This window comes from Pseudomonas sp. TE31087 (assembly GCF_057284075.1).
On record NZ_JBXVNN010000001.1, the window covers coordinates 4,841,239 to 4,857,382 of the forward strand.

At 57.5% G+C, this 16,144-nt stretch carries 30 protein-coding genes; all 30 read left to right on the plus strand.

Features of this window, described 5'->3' with window-relative positions:
• The first annotated feature begins 98 nt into the window (after window positions 1–98).
• Entirely contained in the window at window positions 99–410 is a 312-nt protein-coding gene (rpsJ, locus tag ACZ899_RS21800; protein WP_003186070.1) for a 30S ribosomal protein S10, read from the plus strand.
• Window positions 411–490: 80 nt separating this feature from the next.
• Window positions 491–1,126 (plus strand): 50S ribosomal protein L3, encoded by a 636-nt coding sequence (gene rplC, locus ACZ899_RS21805; RefSeq protein WP_011531887.1) that lies wholly within the window; start codon window positions 491–493, stop codon window positions 1,124–1,126.
• 12 nt (window positions 1,127–1,138) lie between these two features.
• Window positions 1,139–1,741 (plus strand): 50S ribosomal protein L4, encoded by a 603-nt coding sequence (gene rplD, locus ACZ899_RS21810; RefSeq protein ID WP_003255485.1) that lies wholly within the window; start codon window positions 1,139–1,141, stop codon window positions 1,739–1,741.
• The gene (rplW, locus tag ACZ899_RS21815; protein WP_003255484.1) at window positions 1,738–2,037 is read left to right on the plus strand and encodes a 50S ribosomal protein L23; all 300 of its coding nucleotides are present in this window, start codon (window positions 1,738–1,740) and stop codon (window positions 2,035–2,037) included. The genes rplD and rplW overlap by 4 nt, the downstream gene beginning before the upstream one ends.
• 14 nt (window positions 2,038–2,051) lie before the next feature.
• Window positions 2,052–2,876, plus strand: a complete 825-nt coding sequence (gene rplB / locus ACZ899_RS21820; protein ID WP_027915105.1) for a 50S ribosomal protein L2 — start codon at window positions 2,052–2,054, stop codon at window positions 2,874–2,876.
• A 16-nt stretch (window positions 2,877–2,892) separates the two neighbouring features.
• The gene (gene rpsS / locus ACZ899_RS21825; RefSeq protein WP_003255482.1) at window positions 2,893–3,168 is read left to right on the plus strand and encodes a 30S ribosomal protein S19; all 276 of its coding nucleotides are present in this window, start codon (window positions 2,893–2,895) and stop codon (window positions 3,166–3,168) included.
• A gap of 11 nt (window positions 3,169–3,179) precedes the next feature.
• Entirely contained in the window at window positions 3,180–3,512 is a 333-nt protein-coding gene (gene rplV, locus ACZ899_RS21830; RefSeq protein ID WP_003103908.1) for a 50S ribosomal protein L22, read from the plus strand.
• 13 nt (window positions 3,513–3,525) lie between these two features.
• Window positions 3,526–4,212, plus strand: coding sequence for a 30S ribosomal protein S3 (gene rpsC / locus ACZ899_RS21835; protein ID WP_234560554.1), 687 nt, complete (start codon window positions 3,526–3,528; stop codon window positions 4,210–4,212).
• A 12-nt stretch (window positions 4,213–4,224) separates the two neighbouring features.
• Window positions 4,225–4,638 carry a 50S ribosomal protein L16 gene (gene rplP / locus ACZ899_RS21840; RefSeq protein WP_009397508.1) on the plus strand — a complete coding sequence of 138 codons (414 nt, stop codon included), beginning with the start codon at window positions 4,225–4,227 and terminating at the stop codon, window positions 4,636–4,638.
• A complete protein-coding gene (gene rpmC / locus ACZ899_RS21845; RefSeq protein WP_002555481.1) occupies window positions 4,638–4,829 on the plus strand; it encodes a 50S ribosomal protein L29 in 192 nt (63 codons plus the stop codon). Before rplP ends, rpmC begins: the two co-directional genes overlap by 1 nt.
• A 2-nt stretch (window positions 4,830–4,831) precedes the next feature.
• Window positions 4,832–5,098: a 30S ribosomal protein S17 gene (gene rpsQ, locus ACZ899_RS21850; protein ID WP_003255478.1), complete on the plus strand. Its 267-nt coding sequence runs from the start codon at window positions 4,832–4,834 to the stop codon at window positions 5,096–5,098.
• Window positions 5,099–5,121: 23 nt separating this feature from the next.
• Window positions 5,122–5,490, plus strand: a complete 369-nt coding sequence (gene rplN / locus ACZ899_RS21855; RefSeq protein WP_008089810.1) for a 50S ribosomal protein L14 — start codon at window positions 5,122–5,124, stop codon at window positions 5,488–5,490.
• Between the two features lie 11 nt (window positions 5,491–5,501).
• Entirely contained in the window at window positions 5,502–5,816 is a 315-nt protein-coding gene (gene rplX / locus ACZ899_RS21860; protein WP_003255476.1) for a 50S ribosomal protein L24, read from the plus strand.
• A gap of 20 nt (window positions 5,817–5,836) precedes the next feature.
• Window positions 5,837–6,376 (plus strand): 50S ribosomal protein L5, encoded by a 540-nt coding sequence (gene rplE, locus ACZ899_RS21865; protein WP_003255474.1) that lies wholly within the window; start codon window positions 5,837–5,839, stop codon window positions 6,374–6,376.
• Between the two features lie 13 nt (window positions 6,377–6,389).
• Window positions 6,390–6,695 (plus strand): 30S ribosomal protein S14, encoded by a 306-nt coding sequence (gene rpsN / locus ACZ899_RS21870; RefSeq protein WP_011531890.1) that lies wholly within the window; start codon window positions 6,390–6,392, stop codon window positions 6,693–6,695.
• A gap of 209 nt (window positions 6,696–6,904) precedes the next feature.
• Entirely contained in the window at window positions 6,905–7,297 is a 393-nt protein-coding gene (gene rpsH / locus ACZ899_RS21875; protein ID WP_028690236.1) for a 30S ribosomal protein S8, read from the plus strand.
• A 12-nt stretch (window positions 7,298–7,309) separates the two neighbouring features.
• Entirely contained in the window at window positions 7,310–7,843 is a 534-nt protein-coding gene (rplF, locus tag ACZ899_RS21880; RefSeq protein ID WP_110739044.1) for a 50S ribosomal protein L6, read from the plus strand.
• Between the two features lie 10 nt (window positions 7,844–7,853).
• Window positions 7,854–8,204: a 50S ribosomal protein L18 gene (rplR, locus tag ACZ899_RS21885; RefSeq protein ID WP_023629183.1), complete on the plus strand. Its 351-nt coding sequence runs from the start codon at window positions 7,854–7,856 to the stop codon at window positions 8,202–8,204.
• Window positions 8,205–8,207: 3 nt separating this feature from the next.
• Window positions 8,208–8,708, plus strand: a complete 501-nt coding sequence (gene rpsE / locus ACZ899_RS21890; protein WP_011531894.1) for a 30S ribosomal protein S5 — start codon at window positions 8,208–8,210, stop codon at window positions 8,706–8,708.
• Between the two features lie 2 nt (window positions 8,709–8,710).
• Window positions 8,711–8,887, plus strand: a complete 177-nt coding sequence (rpmD, locus tag ACZ899_RS21895; RefSeq protein ID WP_011531895.1) for a 50S ribosomal protein L30 — start codon at window positions 8,711–8,713, stop codon at window positions 8,885–8,887.
• A gap of 3 nt (window positions 8,888–8,890) precedes the next feature.
• Window positions 8,891–9,325: a 50S ribosomal protein L15 gene (rplO, locus tag ACZ899_RS21900; protein WP_011531896.1), complete on the plus strand. Its 435-nt coding sequence runs from the start codon at window positions 8,891–8,893 to the stop codon at window positions 9,323–9,325.
• Window positions 9,326–10,657, plus strand: coding sequence for a preprotein translocase subunit SecY (gene secY, locus ACZ899_RS21905; RefSeq protein WP_003255459.1), 1,332 nt, complete (start codon window positions 9,326–9,328; stop codon window positions 10,655–10,657).
• Window positions 10,658–10,687: 30 nt separating this feature from the next.
• A complete protein-coding gene (gene rpmJ / locus ACZ899_RS21910) occupies window positions 10,688–10,804 on the plus strand; it encodes a 50S ribosomal protein L36 (RefSeq protein WP_002555468.1) in 117 nt (38 codons plus the stop codon).
• Between the two features lie 131 nt (window positions 10,805–10,935).
• The gene (rpsM, locus tag ACZ899_RS21915; protein ID WP_003255457.1) at window positions 10,936–11,292 is read left to right on the plus strand and encodes a 30S ribosomal protein S13; all 357 of its coding nucleotides are present in this window, start codon (window positions 10,936–10,938) and stop codon (window positions 11,290–11,292) included.
• An 18-nt stretch (window positions 11,293–11,310) separates the two neighbouring features.
• Entirely contained in the window at window positions 11,311–11,700 is a 390-nt protein-coding gene (gene rpsK / locus ACZ899_RS21920) for a 30S ribosomal protein S11 (RefSeq protein ID WP_003255454.1), read from the plus strand.
• A 15-nt stretch (window positions 11,701–11,715) separates the two neighbouring features.
• Window positions 11,716–12,336: a 30S ribosomal protein S4 gene (rpsD, locus tag ACZ899_RS21925; protein ID WP_023629185.1), complete on the plus strand. Its 621-nt coding sequence runs from the start codon at window positions 11,716–11,718 to the stop codon at window positions 12,334–12,336.
• 22 nt (window positions 12,337–12,358) lie between these two features.
• Entirely contained in the window at window positions 12,359–13,360 is a 1,002-nt protein-coding gene (locus ACZ899_RS21930) for a DNA-directed RNA polymerase subunit alpha (protein ID WP_003255452.1), read from the plus strand.
• A gap of 42 nt (window positions 13,361–13,402) precedes the next feature.
• On the plus strand, window positions 13,403–13,789 hold the full coding sequence (rplQ, locus tag ACZ899_RS21935) for a 50S ribosomal protein L17 (protein ID WP_003255451.1): 387 nt from the start codon (window positions 13,403–13,405) through the stop codon (window positions 13,787–13,789).
• 170 nt (window positions 13,790–13,959) lie between these two features.
• Window positions 13,960–15,399 carry a catalase gene (locus ACZ899_RS21940; RefSeq protein WP_203650001.1) on the plus strand — a complete coding sequence of 480 codons (1,440 nt, stop codon included), beginning with the start codon at window positions 13,960–13,962 and terminating at the stop codon, window positions 15,397–15,399.
• Between the two features lie 163 nt (window positions 15,400–15,562).
• Entirely contained in the window at window positions 15,563–16,027 is a 465-nt protein-coding gene (gene bfr / locus ACZ899_RS21945; RefSeq protein ID WP_050703558.1) for a bacterioferritin, read from the plus strand.
• Window positions 16,028–16,144: the final 117 nt, after the last annotated feature.

Here is a 16,144-nt window from a genome sequence, read left to right on the forward strand (position 1 = left end):
TTTATTGGGTTGACACTAAATTGGGGCGTCTATAGAATCACGCCTCCTTTTAGCGGGCGTAGTGCGTCCGTTGGGAACAGCCTGGAGTCTGAAATCCAATGCAAAATCAGCAAATCCGTATCAGGTTGAAGGCTTTCGACCATCGCCTGATCGACCAATCCACCCAGGAAATCGTGGAAACCGCGAAACGTACTGGTGCACAAGTGCGTGGTCCAATTCCACTGCCTACCCGCAAAGAGCGTTTCACCGTTCTGGTCTCCCCGCACGTCAACAAAGACGCGCGTGACCAGTACGAGATTCGCACTCATAAGCGTGTTCTGGACATCGTCCAGCCAACGGATAAAACCGTTGACGCGCTGATGAAGCTTGATCTGGCGGCCGGCGTGGAAGTGCAGATCAGCCTCGGCTAAGACTTCGGTCTGGTCGTGTAACGCTCTGAAATGGGCGGCCATAGCGGGTGAAAGCCCCGTACACTCATGAGGTTTACAACATGACTATTGGTGTAGTCGGTCGAAAAGCGGGTATGACCCGTATTTTCACCGAAGAAGGTGTCTCCATTCCGGTCACGGTCATTGAGATCGAGCCGAATCGCGTCACCCAGTTCAAAACCGAAGAAACTGATGGCTACCGTGCAGTGCAAGTCACTGTCGGCGAGCGTCGTGCTTCGCGCGTGACCGCCGCTCAGGCAGGCCACTTTGCCAAGGCCAACGTTGCCGCTGGTCGCGGTGTCTGGGAGTTCCGTCTTGAAGAAGGCGATTTCCAGGCTGGCGATCTGATCAAAGCTGAACTCTTCACTGCAGGCCAGCTGGTAGACGTAACCGGTCAGTCCAAAGGTAAAGGCTTCGCCGGTACCATCAAGCGTTGGAACTTCCGTGGTCAAGATAACACCCACGGTAACTCCGTATCGCACCGTGTCCCTGGCTCCATCGGCCAGTGCCAGACTCCTGGTCGTGTATTCAAGGGCAAGAAAATGTCCGGTCACATGGGCGCCGAGCGCGTGACTGTTCAGTCCCTGGAAGTAGTACGCGTAGACGCTGAACGCAACCTGCTGCTGATCAAGGGTGCCGTTCCAGGCGCTACTGGCGGCGACGTGGTCGTGCGTCCGGCTGTCAAGGCTCGCGGGTAAGGGGAAACTGACATGCAACTTAATGTAAATGACGCTCAGGCGATCGAAGTTTCCGAACTGACTTTCGGTGGCGAATTCAACGAGACGCTGGTTCACCAGGCAGTCGTAGCCTACATGGCTGGCGGTCGTCAGGGCACCAAGCAGCAGAAGACCCGTTCTGACGTGGCCGGTGGCGGTAAGCGCCCATGGCGTCAGAAAGGTACTGGCCGTGCTCGTGCCGGTACTACCCGTGGTCCGATCTGGCGTGGCGGTGGTGTAACCTTCGCAGCTCGTCCTCAAGATCACTCGCAGAAGCTCAACAAGAAGATGTACCGCGCAGCCCTGCGCTCCATCCTCGCTGAGCTGGTGCGTAGCGACCGTCTGGTCGTGGTTCAGGACTTCGCTGTCGAAGCACCGAAAACCAAGGATCTGCTGAACAAGCTGAACGGCATGGGTCTGAGCGACGTTCTGATCGTTTCCGACGCTGTTGATCAGAACCTGTACCTGGCTGCTCGCAACCTGCCGCACGTCGACGTACGTGACGTTCAAGGTTCCGACCCGGTCAGTCTGATCGCATACGAGAAAGTGTTGATCACTGTCTCGGCCGTGAAGAAATTCGAGGAGCTGCTGGGATGAACCAGGAACGCGTATTCAAAGTCCTCCTTGGCCCGCACGTTTCCGAGAAGGCTACCGTTCTGGCTGAGAAAAAAGGCCAGTTCGTATTCAAGGTTGCTACCGATGCGACCAAGCTGGAAATCAAGAAAGCTGTCGAAGGCCTGTTCAACGTAAAAGTTGAAAACGTGTCGACTGTCAACGTTCTGGGTAAAACCAAGCGTACCGCACGTGGTCTGGGCAAGCGTAATGACTGGAAGAAGGCGATCGTCTCCCTTCAGCCAGGCCAAGATCTCGATTTCAGCAGCAGTGCTGAGTAAGGAAGGGGTGCATCATGGCAATCGTTAAATGCAAACCGACTTCCCCTGGCCGCCGTTTTGTGGTCAAGGTGGTCAACAAGGAGCTGCACAAAGGCGCTCCTCACGCACCGCTGCTCGAGAAAAAATCGAAGTCTGGTGGTCGTAACAACAATGGCCGCATCACCACTCGTCACGTTGGTGGTGGTCATAAGCAGCATTACCGTCTGGTCGACTTCCGTCGCAACGATAAAGATGGCATTCCAGCCACTGTCGAGCGTATCGAATACGATCCGAACCGTACTGCTCACATCGCCCTGCTGTGCTACGCAGACGGCGAGCGTCGCTACATCATCGCCCCTAAAGGCGTGAGTGCTGGCGACCAGCTGATCGCAGGTGCCCTGGCCCCAATCAAGGCCGGTAACTCCCTGCAACTGCGCAACATCCCAGTAGGTAGCACCATTCACGGCATCGAACTGAAGCCGGGTAAAGGTGCTCAGATCGCTCGTTCCGCTGGTGCTTCCGCTCAGCTGATCGCGCGTGAAGGCGTCTACGTGACTCTGCGTCTTCGCTCTGGCGAAATGCGTAAAGTACTGGCTGAGTGCCGTGCGACCCTGGGCGAAGTCTCGAACTCCGAGCACAGCCTGCGTTCGCTGGGTAAAGCTGGTGCCAAACGCTGGCGCGGCGTTCGCCCAACCGTTCGTGGTGTTGCCATGAACCCGGTTGACCACCCGCATGGTGGTGGTGAAGGTCGTACCTCCGGTGGTCGTCATCCGGTATCGCCATGGGGCTTCCCAACCAAGGGTGCTAAAACCCGTGGTAATAAGCGTACCGACAACATGATCGTCCGTCGTCGCAAGTAACTAGAGGGATACGACAGTGCCACGTTCTCTGAAAAAAGGTCCTTTTATCGATCTTCACCTGCTGAAGAAGGTCGAAGTGGCGGTGGAGAAGAATGATCGCAAGCCAGTTAAAACCTGGTCGCGTCGTTCGATGATCCTGCCACAAATGGTCGGTCTGACCATCGCCGTACACAACGGTCGTCAACATGTCCCAGTTCTCGTGAACGAAGACATGGTCGGCCACAAACTGGGCGAGTTCGCCGGTACCCGCACCTACCGCGGGCACGTGGCTGACAAGAAAGCCAAGCGTTAAGGGGTAAGGAAATGGAAGTAGCCGCTAAGTTGTCGGGCGCTCGCATCTCCGCCCAGAAAGCCCGCTTGGTCGCCGACCAGATCCGCGGGAAGAAGGTGGGCGAAGCGCTCAACCTGTTGGCCTTCAGCAGCAAAAAAGCCGCTGAAATCATGAAGAAAGTCCTCGAGTCGGCCGTTGCCAACGCCGAACACAACGAAGGCGCAGACGTTGATGACCTGAAGGTCTCCACCGTCTTCGTCAACGAAGGGCGTTCGCTGAAGCGCATCATGCCACGTGCCAAAGGCCGTGCTGATCGCATCGTCAAGCGGTCTTGCCATATCACTGTCAAGGTTGCGGACAAGTAACGGAGTCGATCAGATGGGTCAGAAAGTACATCCCACTGGCATTCGCCTGGGAATCGTCAAGGATCACACCTCCGTCTGGTATGCAGACGGCGCTACTTACGCAGATTACCTGTTGAAGGATCTGAAAACGCGTGAGTACCTCCAAGACAAACTAAAAAGCGCGTCCGTAAGCCGTATCGATATTCATCGCCCGGCTCAAACTGCACGCATCACCATCCACACCGCTCGTCCCGGTATCGTTATCGGCAAGAAAGGTGAAGATGTTGAGAAACTGCGTCAGGACCTGACCAAGCAGATGGGTGTGCCTGTGCACATCAACATCGAAGAGATCCGCAAGCCGGAACTCGACGCCATGCTGGTTGCTCAGAGCGTTGCCCAGCAGCTGGAGCGCCGCGTTATGTTCCGTCGCGCCATGAAGCGCGCCGTGCAGAACGCCATGCGTATTGGTGCCAAGGGCATCAAGATCCAGGTGAGCGGTCGTCTCGGCGGTGCCGAGATCGCACGTACCGAGTGGTATCGCGAAGGTCGTGTGCCTCTGCACACCCTGCGTGCCGATATCGACTACAACACCTACGAAGCTCACACCACCTACGGTGTGATCGGTGTGAAGGTTTGGATCTTCAAAGGCGAAGTAATTGGTGGTCGCCAGGAAGAGCTGAAGCCTCAAGCACCAGCGCCTCGTAAAAAAGCTGCTAAGTAAGGGGTACGCCAAATGTTGCAACCAAAGCGTACAAAATTCCGCAAGCAGATGACCGGCCACAACCGTGGTCTGGCACTGCGCGGTAGCAAGGTCAGCTTCGGCGAGTTCGCTCTGAAAGCTGTTGCTCGCGGTCGCCTCACCGCCCGCCAGATCGAGTCGGCACGTCGTGCCCTGACCCGTCACGTAAAACGTGGCGGCAAGATCTGGATCCGTGTCTTCCCGGACAAGCCGGTTACCAAGAAGCCTCTCGAGGTTCGTATGGGTAAAGGTAAAGGTTCCGTGGAATACTGGGTTGCCCAGATTCAGCCAGGCAAAGTCCTGTACGAAATCGAGGGTGTTTCTGAAGAGCTGGCGCGCGAAGCTTTCGCCCTGGCCGCTGCAAAGCTGCCTCTCGCCACCTCCTTTGTTAAGCGGACGGTGATGTGATGAAAGCGAATGAACTTCGTGAAAAATCCGCACAGCAACTGAATGAGCAACTGCTCGGCTTGCTGCGCGACCAGTTCAATCTGCGCATGCAGAAAGCAACTGGCCAGTTGGGGCAGTCGCACCTGCTCTCGCAAGTTAAGCGTGACATCGCTCGCGTGAAAACTGTGCTCAACCAGCAGGCAGGTAAGTGATCATGGCTGAAGCTGAAAAAACCGTCCGTACGCTGACTGGCCGTGTCGTCAGCGACAAAATGGACAAGACCATCACCGTTCTGATCGAGCGTCGCGTAAAGCACCCGATCTACGGTAAATACGTTAAGCGTTCGACTAAGCTGCACGCGCACGACGAAGCCAACCAGTGCAAGATCGGCGACAAGGTTTCCATCCGCGAAACCCGTCCGCTGGCCAAGACTAAGTCCTGGGCACTGGTTGAAGTCCTCGAACGCGCTGTTGAAGTCTAAGGGCTAGGGGTCGGAGAAATTTTATGATTCAGACTCAATCCATGCTCGATGTGGCCGATAACAGCGGCGCTCGTCGCGTCATGTGCATCAAGGTGCTCGGCGGTTCCCACCGTCGTTACGCCGGCATCGGTGACATCATCAAAGTAACCGTCAAGGAAGCAATTCCGCGCGGCAAGGTCAAAAAAGGCCAGGTGATGACCGCTGTTGTCGTCCGTACCCGTCACGGTGTACGTCGCGCTGACGGTTCCATCATTCGTTTCGACGGCAACGCTGCTGTTCTGCTGAACACCAAGCAAGAGCCGATCGGCACTCGCATCTTCGGGCCAGTGACCCGTGAACTTCGTACCGAGAAGTTCATGAAGATCGTCTCGCTCGCCCCAGAAGTGCTCTAAGGAGATCCGACATGCAAAAGATTCGTCGTGACGACGAGATCATCGTGATCGCCGGCAAAGACAAAGGTAAGCGCGGTAAGGTGCTGAAGGTTCTGGCTGATGACCGCCTGGTCATCGGTGGTGTGAACCTGGTCAAGCGTCATACCAAGCCTAACCCGATGGCGGGCGTCCAGGGCGGTATCGTCGAGAAAGAAGCGCCTCTGCACGCTTCCAACGTTGCCATCTTCAACGGCGAAACCAACAAGGCTGACCGCGTTGGTTTCAAAGTAGAAGACGGTAAGAAAATTCGTGTCTTCAAGTCGACCCAAAAAGCGGTTGATGCTTGAACACTGCTAGGTAGAAGACCATGGCACGACTGAAAGAGATTTACCGGAACGAAATCGCTCCTAAGCTTAAGGAAGAACTTAAGCTGTCGAACGTGATGGAAGTTCCGCGCGTTACCAAAATCACCCTGAACATGGGGCTGGGCGAAGCGATCGGCGACAAGAAAGTCATCGAGCACGCTGTTGCCGACCTGGAAAAGATCACCGGTCAAAAGCCGGTCGTGACTTTCGCTCGTAAATCCATCGCGGGCTTCAAAGTCCGTGAAGGCTGGCCGATCGGCGTCAAGGTGACCCTGCGTAGCGACAAGATGTACGAATTCCTGGACCGCCTGCTGGCGATCTCCCTGCCTCGGGTTCGCGACTTCCGCGGCCTGAATGCCAAGTCCTTCGATGGCCGTGGCAACTACAGCATGGGCGTGAAAGAGCAGATCATCTTCCCGGAAATCGACTACGACAAGATCGATGCTCTGCGCGGTTTGGACATCACCCTGACCACCACTGCTCGTTCGGACGACGAAGGCCGCGCTCTGCTGCGTGCTTTCAAGTTCCCGTTCCGCAACTGATTGGAGTAGGAAAATGGCCAAGAAGAGCATGAAAAACCGCGAGCTGAAGCGTCAGCTCACGGTAGCCAAGTTCGCTAAAAAGCGCGCTGAGCTGAAAGCGACCATCGTCAACCTGAACGCCTCTCCAGAAGAGCGTTTCGCTGCCGTTGTCGCTCTGCAGAAGCAACCACGTGACGCCAGCGCCTCGCGCCTGCGTAACCGTTGCCGCCTGACCGGTCGTCCGCACGGTGTATACCGTAAGTTCGGCCTGGGCCGTAACAAGCTGCGCGAAGCCGCCATGCGCGGTGACGTGCCAGGTCTGGTCAAGGCCAGCTGGTAATCCCGGTTGGCGTGACGCCGGCGCGAGGGGAGCAATCTTCCGACCGTCGGTGACCTCGCAACGAAACAAGCCCCTATATGGGGCTTGTTTCGTTTCTGCCTTGTGTCTAGAATGACCGGCTCACCTGAGCCTGGGTTTTTTGCCCTGCCTGCTCGGGTGGTTGTGATAGCCGCAAGGCTAATAATTCTTGTATCAGGAGCATCTAGCCCATGAGTATGCAGGACCCGTTAGCGGACATGCTAACTCGCATCCGTAATGCCCAGATGGCTGAAAAGTCTGTCGTAAGCATGCCTTCTTCCACCCTGAAGGTCGCGGTTGCCAAAGTACTGAAAGACGAAGGCTACATCGCCAGCTACGAAGTGACCGGCGAAGCCAAGCCTTCCCTGTCGATCGAGCTGAAGTACTTCGAAGGCCGTCCGGTCATCGAAGAGCTGAAGCGTACCAGCCGTCCTGGCCTGCGCCAGTACAAGGCCGTTACCGAGCTGCCGAAAGTACGTGGCGGCCTGGGCGTGTCTATCGTCTCCACCAACAAAGGTGTGATGACTGACCGCGCTGCGCGCGCTGCCGGTGTCGGCGGCGAAGTTCTGTGCACAGTGTTCTAAGGGGAGATAGGCATGTCTCGCGTCGCTAAGAACCCCGTTAAGCTGCCAGCAGGCGTCGAAGTCAAATTCGCCGGCCAGCAGCTTTCGGTGAAGGGTGCCAAGGGCACTCTCGAACTGAACGTTCACTCGTCTGTTGAAGTTACCGAAGAAGCTGGTGAGCTGCGTTTCGTTGCTCGCAACGGTGACCAGCAAGCTCGCGCCATGGCCGGTACTACCCGCGCCCTGGTGAACAACATGGTCCAAGGCGTAAGCCAAGGCTTCGAGCGCAAGCTCCAGCTGGTCGGTGTTGGTTACAAGGCTCAGGCTAAAGGCACCGTCCTGAACCTGGCTCTGGGCTTCTCGCACCCAGTGGATTACGAACTGCCAGCCGGTATCACCGCTGAAACCCCAAGCCAGACCGACATCCTGATCAAGGGTATCGACAAGCAGCTGGTGGGTCAGGTGGCCGCTGAAGTCCGCGGTTTCCGTCCGCCAGAGCCTTACAAGGGCAAGGGTGTGCGTTACGCGGATGAAGTAGTCCGTCGTAAAGAAGCCAAGAAGAAGTAGGGCCTAGCAAATGACCGACAAAAAAGTTATTCGACTGCGTCGCGCTCGCAAAGCACGCCTGAAAATGCACGAGCTCGAAGCCGTGCGTCTGTGCGTGTTCCGCTCCTCGCAGCACATCTATGCCCAGGTCATCTCGGCCGACGGCAGCAAGGTTCTGGCAAGCGCCTCGACCTTGGACAAAGAACTGCGTGATGGCGCCACCGGCAACATCGACGCGGCCACTAAGGTTGGCAAGCTGGTAGCTGAGCGTGCGAAAGCCGCCGGTGTATCTCAAGTTGCCTTTGACCGTTCCGGCTTCAAGTACCACGGCCGCGTCAAGGCGCTGGCTGATGCTGCTCGTGAAGGCGGGCTGGAGTTCTAAGTTATGGCAAATAACGATCAAAAGCGCGACGAAGGCTACATCGAGAAGCTGGTTCAAGTTAACCGCGTAGCCAAAACCGTTAAAGGCGGCCGTATCTTCACCTTCACCGCGCTGACCGTGGTAGGTGATGGCAAGGGTCGTGTTGGCTTTGGCCGTGGCAAATCGCGCGAAGTACCTGCCGCGATCCAGAAAGCCATGGAAGCTGCTCGTCGCAACATGATTCAGGTTGACCTGAAGGGCACCACCCTGCAGTACGCCACCAAGGCCGCCCACGGCGCCTCGAAGGTCTACATGCAGCCTGCCTCGGAAGGTACCGGTATCATCGCCGGTGGCGCAATGCGTGCCGTCCTGGAAGTTGCTGGCGTTCAGAACGTCCTGGCCAAGTGCTACGGTTCGACCAACCCGGTGAACGTGGTTCACGCCACCTTCAAGGGTCTGAAAGCCATGCAATCCCCTGAGTCCATTGCTGCCAAGCGCGGCAAGACTGTCGAGGAGATCTTCTGATCATGGCAACCGTAAAAGTAACGCTGATCAAGAGCGTCTCGGGCCGTATCCCTAACCACAAGCTGTGCGTCAAGGGTCTGGGTCTGCGTCGCATCGGTCACACTGTAGAAGTCCAGGATACTCCCGAAAACCGCGGGATGATCAACAAGGCCTACTACATGCTGAAGGTCGAGGGTTAATCGATGAAACTCAATGATCTGAGTCCAGCGCCGGGTTCCCGTCGCGAGAAGCACCGTCCGGGCCGTGGTATCGGTAGCGGTCTGGGTAAGACCGGTGGCCGTGGCCACAAGGGTCAGACCTCCCGTTCCGGTGGCTCCATCGCTCCAGGCTTCGAAGGCGGTCAACAGCCGCTGCACCGTCGCCTGCCGAAGTTCGGCTTCGTTTCCCTGAAAGCCATGGACCGCGCAGAAGTGCGTCTGTCCGAGCTGGCCAAGGTGGAAGGCGATCTGATCACCGTTCAGTCCCTCAAGGACGCCAACGTGATCGGCCAGCACGTACAGCGCGTGAAAATCATGCTGTCGGGCGAAGTCACTCGCGCAGTCACCCTCAAGGGTATCGCCGTCACCAAAGGTGCACGTGCGGCTATCGAAGCAGCTGGCGGCAAGTTCGAGGAATAAATGGCTAAGCAAGGTGCTCTCTCTTCGCTCGGTAAGGGCGGGATGTCGGAACTCTGGGCTCGTCTGCGTTTTCTGTTCATGGCGATCATCGTCTATCGGATTGGCGCGCACATCCCAGTGCCAGGCATTAACCCGGACCGTCTCGCGGATCTGTTCCGGCAGAATGAGGGGACCATTCTTAGCTTGTTCAACATGTTTTCCGGTGGCGCGCTGGAGCGCATGAGCATCTTTGCACTGGGGATCATGCCGTATATCTCGGCATCGATCATCATGCAGCTCATGACCGCTGTCAGCCCGCAACTGGAGCAGTTGAAGAAGGAAGGTGAAGCTGGCCGTCGCAAGATCAGCCAGTACACCCGCTACGGCACCGTTATCCTGGCGCTGGTTCAAGCCATTGGCATGTCCATTGGCCTGGCCAACCAGGGCGTGGCGTTTTCTGCGGGCCTGGGCTTCCATGTCGTCGCTGTCTCCACCTTCGTGGCGGGCGCGATGTTCATGATGTGGCTCGGCGAGCAGATTACCGAGCGCGGTGTGGGCAACGGTATCTCGATGTTGATCTTCGCGGGTATCGTTGCCGGTCTTCCGAGAGCAATCGGGCAGTCTTTCGAGTCTGCACGCACAGGCGATATCAACATCTTCGCCCTGGTCGCAATCGGTTTGCTGGCAGTAGCGATTATCGGTTTCGTGGTGTTCATTGAGCGTGGTCAGCGTCGTATCGCCGTTCACTACGCCAAGCGTCAGCAGGGCCGCAAGGTCTTCGCTGCGCAGACCAGCCACCTGCCGCTGAAGGTGAACATGGCGGGCGTAATTCCGGCCATTTTCGCGAGCAGCATCTTGCTGTTCCCGGCTTCGCTGGGTGCCTGGTTCGGTCAGTCCGAAGGTATGGGCTGGCTGCAGGACATCTCGCAGTCGATCGCTCCTGGTCAGCCGTTGAACATTTTGCTGTTTAGTGCAGGGATCATTTTCTTCTGCTTCTTCTACACAGCGTTGATGTTCAACCCGAAAGACGTAGCGGAAAACCTGAAGAAGTCCGGTGCCTTTATTCCGGGCATCCGTCCTGGTGAGCAGTCGGCGCGCTACATTGATGGCGTCCTGACCCGTCTGACCATGTTCGGTGCTCTTTACATGATGGCCGTCTGCCTTCTGCCCCAGTTCCTGGTGGTGGCAGCAAACGTGCCGTTCTACCTTGGCGGGACCTCGTTGCTGATTGTGGTAGTGGTTGTGATGGACTTCATGTCCCAAGTACAATCGCACCTCGTTTCGCACCAGTACGAATCCCTGATGAAGAAAGCCAACCTGAAAGGCTACGGCGGCAGCGGTCTGCTGCGCTGATTTAGCCCCCTAAGGTTCGAGGAGTCGGTAATGAAAGTTCGTGCATCGGTGAAAAAGCTGTGCCGCAACTGCAAGATCATTCGACGCGAAGGCGTCGTGCGCGTGATCTGCAGCGCGGAACCGCGTCACAAGCAGCGCCAAGGCTGAGTGTGATCCGCGCTTCAAACCCAGCAGCTAGTGTGCTGCTGGGTTGATTATTCGTTTCTACAGCGATATTATCTCGCGCCCTATTTCTTGGCTTCCGGGGCGTAGGTAGCTGTCAATTGGAGTCCCACTGAATGGCCCGTATTGCAGGCGTCAACATTCCAGATAACAAGCATACTGTTATCTCGCTGACCTACATCTATGGTGTCGGTCGCACTACCGCGCAGAAAATCTGTGCGGACGCTGGTGTGAATCCAGCCGCAAAGATCAAGGATCTGAGCGACGAGCAAATCGAAACCCTGCGTGGCGAAGTTGCGAAGTTCACCACCGAAGGTGACCTGCGTCGTGACATCAACATGAAGATCAAGCGCTTGATGGACCTGGGTTGCTACCGCGGCCTGCGTCATCGTAAAGGTCTGCCGGTTCGCGGTCAGCGCACCAAGACCAACGCACGCACCCGTAAGGGCCCGCGTAAGCCGATCCGCAAGTAATCGCCCAGGAATATAGACATGGCAAAACCTGCTGCTCGTCCTCGTAAAAAAGTCAAAAAGACAGTGGTTGATGGCATCGCCCACATCCATGCGTCTTTCAACAACACCATCGTGACCATCACCGACCGTCAGGGCAACGCACTGTCCTGGGCTACTTCCGGTGGTTCGGGTTTCCGTGGTTCGCGCAAATCCACCCCGTTCGCAGCCCAGATCGCTGCTGAGCGTGCTGGTCAAGCTGCGCTGGAATATGGTCTGAAGAACCTCGACGTCAACGTCAAGGGTCCAGGTCCAGGTCGTGAATCCGCCGTTCGTGCACTGAACAGCTGCGGCTACAAGATCGCCAGCATCACCGACGTGACGCCAATCCCGCATAACGGGTGCCGTCCGCCGAAGAAGCGTCGCGTGTAATCAGGAGACAGATAAATGGCACGTTACATTGGTCCAAAATGCAAACTGTCTCGCCGTGAAGGCACTGACCTGTTCCTGAAGAGCGGCGTTCGCGCTCTGGAATCGAAGTGCAACATCGAAGCAGCCCCAGGTATCCACGGCCAGCGCCGTGGCCGTCAGTCCGACTACGGTACCCAGCTGCGCGAGAAACAAAAAGTCCGTCGTATCTACGGTGTTCTGGAGCGTCAGTTCCGCGGTTACTACCAGGCTGCAGCCTCGAAAAAAGGCGCAACCGGTGAGAACCTGCTGCAACTGCTCGAGTGCCGTCTGGATAACGTCGTCTACCGTATGGGCTTCGGCTCGACTCGTTCCGAGTCGCGTCAGCTGGTTTCGCACAAAGCGATCAGCGTCAACGGTAAGACTGTGAACATTCCATCCTACCAAGTTCGTCCGGGTGACGTGGTCTCGGTTCGCGAGAAGTCGCTGAACCAGCTGCGCATTGTTCAAGCCCTTGAACTGTGCGCCCAGCGTGGCCGCGTTGAGTGGGTAGACGTGGATGCTGCTAAAAAGTCGGGCGTTTTCAAGAACGTTCCTGCTCGCAGCGACCTGTCCGCCGACATCAACGAAAACCTGATTGTCGAGCTCTACTCCAAGTAAGGGCTAGAAAATAGGTGCATCCATGCAGATTTCGGTAAATGAGTTTCTGACACCCCGTCACATCGACGTGCAGGTTGTCAGTCCAACCCGCGCCAAGATCACGCTCGAGCCTCTCGAGCGTGGCTTCGGCCATACCCTGGGCAACGCGCTGCGCCGCATCCTGTTGTCCTCCATGCCTGGCTGTGCAGTAGTCGAGGCCGAGATCGACGGCGTACTCCACGAGTACTCCGCGATCGAAGGTGTTCAGGAAGACGTCATTGAAATCCTGTTGAACCTGAAAGGCCTGGCTATCAAACTGCACGGTCGTGACGAAGTTACGCTGACCTTGTCGAAAAAGGGTTCGGGGGTGGTTACCGCTGCCGATATTCAGCTGGATCACGATGTCGAGATCGTCAACCCCGATCACGTAATCGCGAACCTGGCGTCCAACGGCGCCCTGAACATGAAGCTCACCGTAGCTCGTGGTCGCGGTTACGAGCCGGCCGACTCCCGTCAGACCGACGAAGACGAAAGCCGCAGCATTGGCCGTCTCCAGCTGGACGCTTCGTTCAGCCCGGTGCGTCGTATCGCCTACGTGGTCGAGAACGCCCGTGTTGAACAGCGTACCAACCTGGACAAGCTGGTCATCGATCTGGAAACCAACGGTACCCTGGATCCTGAAGAGGCTATCCGTCGTGCCGCGACCATCCTGCAACAGCAGCTGGCCGCGTTCGTCGACCTCAAAGGTGACAGCGAGCCAGTTGTGGTTGAGCAGGAAGACGAGATCGATCCGATCCTGCTGCGCCCGGTTGACGACCTGGAACTGACCGTACGTTCGGCCAACTGCCTCAAGGCGGAGAACATCTACTACATCGGCGACCTGATTCAGCGTACCGAAGTAGAGCTGTTGAAGACTCCTAACCTGGGCAAGAAGTCCCTGACTGAAATCAAGGACGTCCTGGCCTCCCGTGGTCTTTCCCTCGGCATGCGCCTCGACAACTGGCCGCCTGCAAGTCTTAAGAAAGACGACAAGGCGACTGCCTGATCGTCGTAATCACCGAACGTAGTGTTTGGTAAGGAATGAATCATGCGTCATCGTAAAAGTGGACGTCACCTGAGCCGTACCAGCTCTCACCGCAAGGCTATGTTCCAGAACATGGCAGTGTCGCTGATCGAGCACGAGCTGATCAAAACCACCCTGCCGAAAGCCAAGGAACTGCGCCGCGTTGCCGAGCCGCTGATCACCCTGGCCAAGGAAGACAGCGTTGCCAACCGTCGTCTGGCCTTCGACCGTACCCGTTCGAAGTCCGCCGTTGGCAAACTGTTCAACGACCTGGGCAAGCGTTACGCCACCCGTCAGGGCGGCTACCTGCGCATCCTGAAGTGCGGTTTCCGCGCTGGCGACAACGCGCCTATGGCGTACGTCGAGCTGGTTGATCGTCCGGTCGGTGGTGCTGTAGAAGCTGCCGAGTAAGACGTTCTGTCTGCTGCAAAGAACCGGGCCTAGGCCCGGTTTTTTGTTGACTTATAAATTGTTATTTTCTATTGATGTAAGTCAGGTAATGAATTTGTTCTTGTAACATGGGTCGACAATACTCTCTCCAAGCCGATTAGCCGGCAGTTCAAGACCGATCAGGAGAGCCCATGAGCAAGATTCTCACCACCGCAAGCGGCGCGCCCGTAGCCGACAACCAGAATTCCCGTTCCGCAGGCCCCCGTGGCCCGCTGCTGCTCGACGATTTCCACCTGGTCGAGAAGCTCGCCCACTTCAACCGCGAGAACATCCCTGAGCGTCGCGTGCACGCCAAGGGCTCCGGCGCCTACGGTACCTTCACCGTCACCCGCGATATCACTGAACTCACCAGTGCCAAGCTGTTCGACAGCATCGGCAAGCAGACCGAGACGTTCCTGCGCTTCTCCACCGTGGGCGGCGAACGCGGCTCGGCGGACACCGAACGCGACCCGCGAGGTTTCGCGGTGAAGTTCTACACCGAGGAAGGCAACTGGGACATCGTCGGCAACAACACCCCGGTGTTCTTCATCCGTGATCCGCTGAAGTTCCCCGACTTCATCCACACCCAGAAGCGTCACCCGCAGAGCAACCTGAAGAACGCGCAGATGATGTGGGACTTCTGGTCGCATTCGCCCGAGGCGCTGCACCAGGTCACCATCCTGTTCTCTGATCGAGGCATCCCGGACGGCTACCGTCACATGCACGGTTTCGGCAGCCACACCTACAGCCTGATCAACGCCAAGGGTGAGCGCACCTGGGTCAAGTGGCACTTCAAGACCCAGCAAGGTATCAAGAACCTGGCGCCGGCCGAGGCCGCCCGCCTGGCGGGCAGCGACCCGGACTACGCCCAGCGCGACCTGTTCCAGGCCATCGAGCGTGGCGACTTCCCGCGTTGGAGCGTGTGCATCCAGGTGATGAGCGAAGCCGAGGCCGCCAGCCGTGACGAGAACCCCTTCGACGTGACCAAGACCTGGTCGCAGAAGGACTACCCGTTGATCGAGGTCGGCGTGCTGGAGCTCAACCGCAACCCGCTCAACTACTTCGCCGAAGTCGAGCAGGCGGCGTTTGGTCCCAGCAACATGGTGCCCGGGGTTGGCCTGTCGCCGGACCGCATGCTGCAGGGCCGGGTGTTTGCCTATGCCGATGCTCACCGCTACCGCGTAGGCACCAACCACCAGCACTTGCCGGTCAATGCACCACGCTGCCCGGTGCACAGCTACCAGCGCGATGGCTCCATGGCCACCGGCGCCTACGGCAGTGCTCCGAACTACGAGCCCAACAGCTACGCGGACGCGCCGAAGCAGTCGCCGCGCCATGCAGAACCGGCATTGGCCCTGAACGGTTCGGCGGACCGCTACGACCACCGCGAAGACAATGACTACTACAGCCATGCCGGCGCGCTGTTCCGCCTGATGAGCGATGAGCAGAAGGCGCTGTTGATCGGCAACATCGCCGGTACCATGGCTGGCGTCAGCGAGGATGTCGTCCAGCGTCAACTGCAGTACTTCTTCAAGGCAGATCCTGCCTACGGAGAAGGCATCGCCAAGGCCTTGGGCGTGAACCTCGCCTAAGTCGAAGTGATAACAAGAACCGCCCTCGTTTGGGCGGTTTTTCAATGAATATCACTACTGTTTAGCCGATTATTTGCTTCTAATTGCGCGTTTTTCAGTGACCGCGAACAAAACCTGGTTCACACTATGTCCCATAGACGTATTCACAGGGAGAATCAGGGCGATGCAAGGTCACCCGGACGTAATCAACTACCTCGTCACGTTGCTGAAGGGCGAACTGGCAGCACGCGATCAGTACTTCATTCACTCGCGGATGTACGAAGACTGGGGCTTGGGCAAGCTCTACGAGCGTATCAACCACGAGATGGAAGAAGAGACGCAGCACGCCGATGCCCTGATGCGCCGTATCCTCATGCTCGAAGGCACCCCGGACATGCGCGCCGATGACCTGCACGTTGGCAGCACCGTGCCGGAAATGATCGAGGCCGATCTGAAGCTCGAGTACAAGGTCCGCGCCGCGCTGTGCAAGGGCATCGAGCTGTGCGAGCTGCACAAGGACTACATCAGCCGCGATATCCTGCGTGCGCAGCTGGCCGATACTGAAGAAGATCACACCTACTGGCTGGAGAAGCAGCAGGGGCTGATCAAGGCCATTGGCCTGGAGAACTACCTGCAGTCGCAGATGTAAAGGCGGGGGCGCTTTGCGCCCCTTTCGCGACACAAGGCCGCTCCTACAGGCGATCGCAAGTATCTGGATGTATGCGATCGCCTGTAGGAGCGGCCTTGTGTCGCGAAAGGGCTGCAA

Coding starts and splice junctions, on each gene's coding strand:
- bfr (WP_050703558.1), top strand. CDS start 15,563: ATGCAAGGTCACCCGGACGTAATCAACTACCTCGTCACGTTGCTGAAG.
- rplF (WP_110739044.1), top strand. CDS start 7,310: ATGTCTCGCGTCGCTAAGAACCCCGTTAAGCTGCCAGCAGGCGTCGAA.
- rplC (WP_011531887.1), top strand. CDS start 491: ATGACTATTGGTGTAGTCGGTCGAAAAGCGGGTATGACCCGTATTTTC.
- rplE (WP_003255474.1), top strand. CDS start 5,837: ATGGCACGACTGAAAGAGATTTACCGGAACGAAATCGCTCCTAAGCTT.
- rpsC (WP_234560554.1), top strand. CDS start 3,526: ATGGGTCAGAAAGTACATCCCACTGGCATTCGCCTGGGAATCGTCAAG.
- rpsD (WP_023629185.1), top strand. CDS start 11,716: ATGGCACGTTACATTGGTCCAAAATGCAAACTGTCTCGCCGTGAAGGC.
- rplW (WP_003255484.1), top strand. CDS start 1,738: ATGAACCAGGAACGCGTATTCAAAGTCCTCCTTGGCCCGCACGTTTCC.
- rpsK (WP_003255454.1), top strand. CDS start 11,311: ATGGCAAAACCTGCTGCTCGTCCTCGTAAAAAAGTCAAAAAGACAGTG.
- rpsN (WP_011531890.1), top strand. CDS start 6,390: ATGGCCAAGAAGAGCATGAAAAACCGCGAGCTGAAGCGTCAGCTCACG.
- secY (WP_003255459.1), top strand. CDS start 9,326: ATGGCTAAGCAAGGTGCTCTCTCTTCGCTCGGTAAGGGCGGGATGTCG.
- rplV (WP_003103908.1), top strand. CDS start 3,180: ATGGAAGTAGCCGCTAAGTTGTCGGGCGCTCGCATCTCCGCCCAGAAA.
- rpmD (WP_011531895.1), top strand. CDS start 8,711: ATGGCAACCGTAAAAGTAACGCTGATCAAGAGCGTCTCGGGCCGTATC.
- rplD (WP_003255485.1), top strand. CDS start 1,139: ATGCAACTTAATGTAAATGACGCTCAGGCGATCGAAGTTTCCGAACTG.
- ACZ899_RS21930 (WP_003255452.1), top strand. CDS start 12,359: ATGCAGATTTCGGTAAATGAGTTTCTGACACCCCGTCACATCGACGTG.
- rpsH (WP_028690236.1), top strand. CDS start 6,905: ATGAGTATGCAGGACCCGTTAGCGGACATGCTAACTCGCATCCGTAAT.
- rplR (WP_023629183.1), top strand. CDS start 7,854: ATGACCGACAAAAAAGTTATTCGACTGCGTCGCGCTCGCAAAGCACGC.
- rpsM (WP_003255457.1), top strand. CDS start 10,936: ATGGCCCGTATTGCAGGCGTCAACATTCCAGATAACAAGCATACTGTT.
- rpmC (WP_002555481.1), top strand. CDS start 4,638: ATGAAAGCGAATGAACTTCGTGAAAAATCCGCACAGCAACTGAATGAG.
- rplP (WP_009397508.1), top strand. CDS start 4,225: ATGTTGCAACCAAAGCGTACAAAATTCCGCAAGCAGATGACCGGCCAC.
- rplX (WP_003255476.1), top strand. CDS start 5,502: ATGCAAAAGATTCGTCGTGACGACGAGATCATCGTGATCGCCGGCAAA.
- rpmJ (WP_002555468.1), top strand. CDS start 10,688: ATGAAAGTTCGTGCATCGGTGAAAAAGCTGTGCCGCAACTGCAAGATC.
- rplO (WP_011531896.1), top strand. CDS start 8,891: ATGAAACTCAATGATCTGAGTCCAGCGCCGGGTTCCCGTCGCGAGAAG.
- rplQ (WP_003255451.1), top strand. CDS start 13,403: ATGCGTCATCGTAAAAGTGGACGTCACCTGAGCCGTACCAGCTCTCAC.
- ACZ899_RS21940 (WP_203650001.1), top strand. CDS start 13,960: ATGAGCAAGATTCTCACCACCGCAAGCGGCGCGCCCGTAGCCGACAAC.
- rplN (WP_008089810.1), top strand. CDS start 5,122: ATGATTCAGACTCAATCCATGCTCGATGTGGCCGATAACAGCGGCGCT.
- rpsQ (WP_003255478.1), top strand. CDS start 4,832: ATGGCTGAAGCTGAAAAAACCGTCCGTACGCTGACTGGCCGTGTCGTC.
- rpsJ (WP_003186070.1), top strand. CDS start 99: ATGCAAAATCAGCAAATCCGTATCAGGTTGAAGGCTTTCGACCATCGC.
- rplB (WP_027915105.1), top strand. CDS start 2,052: ATGGCAATCGTTAAATGCAAACCGACTTCCCCTGGCCGCCGTTTTGTG.
- rpsE (WP_011531894.1), top strand. CDS start 8,208: ATGGCAAATAACGATCAAAAGCGCGACGAAGGCTACATCGAGAAGCTG.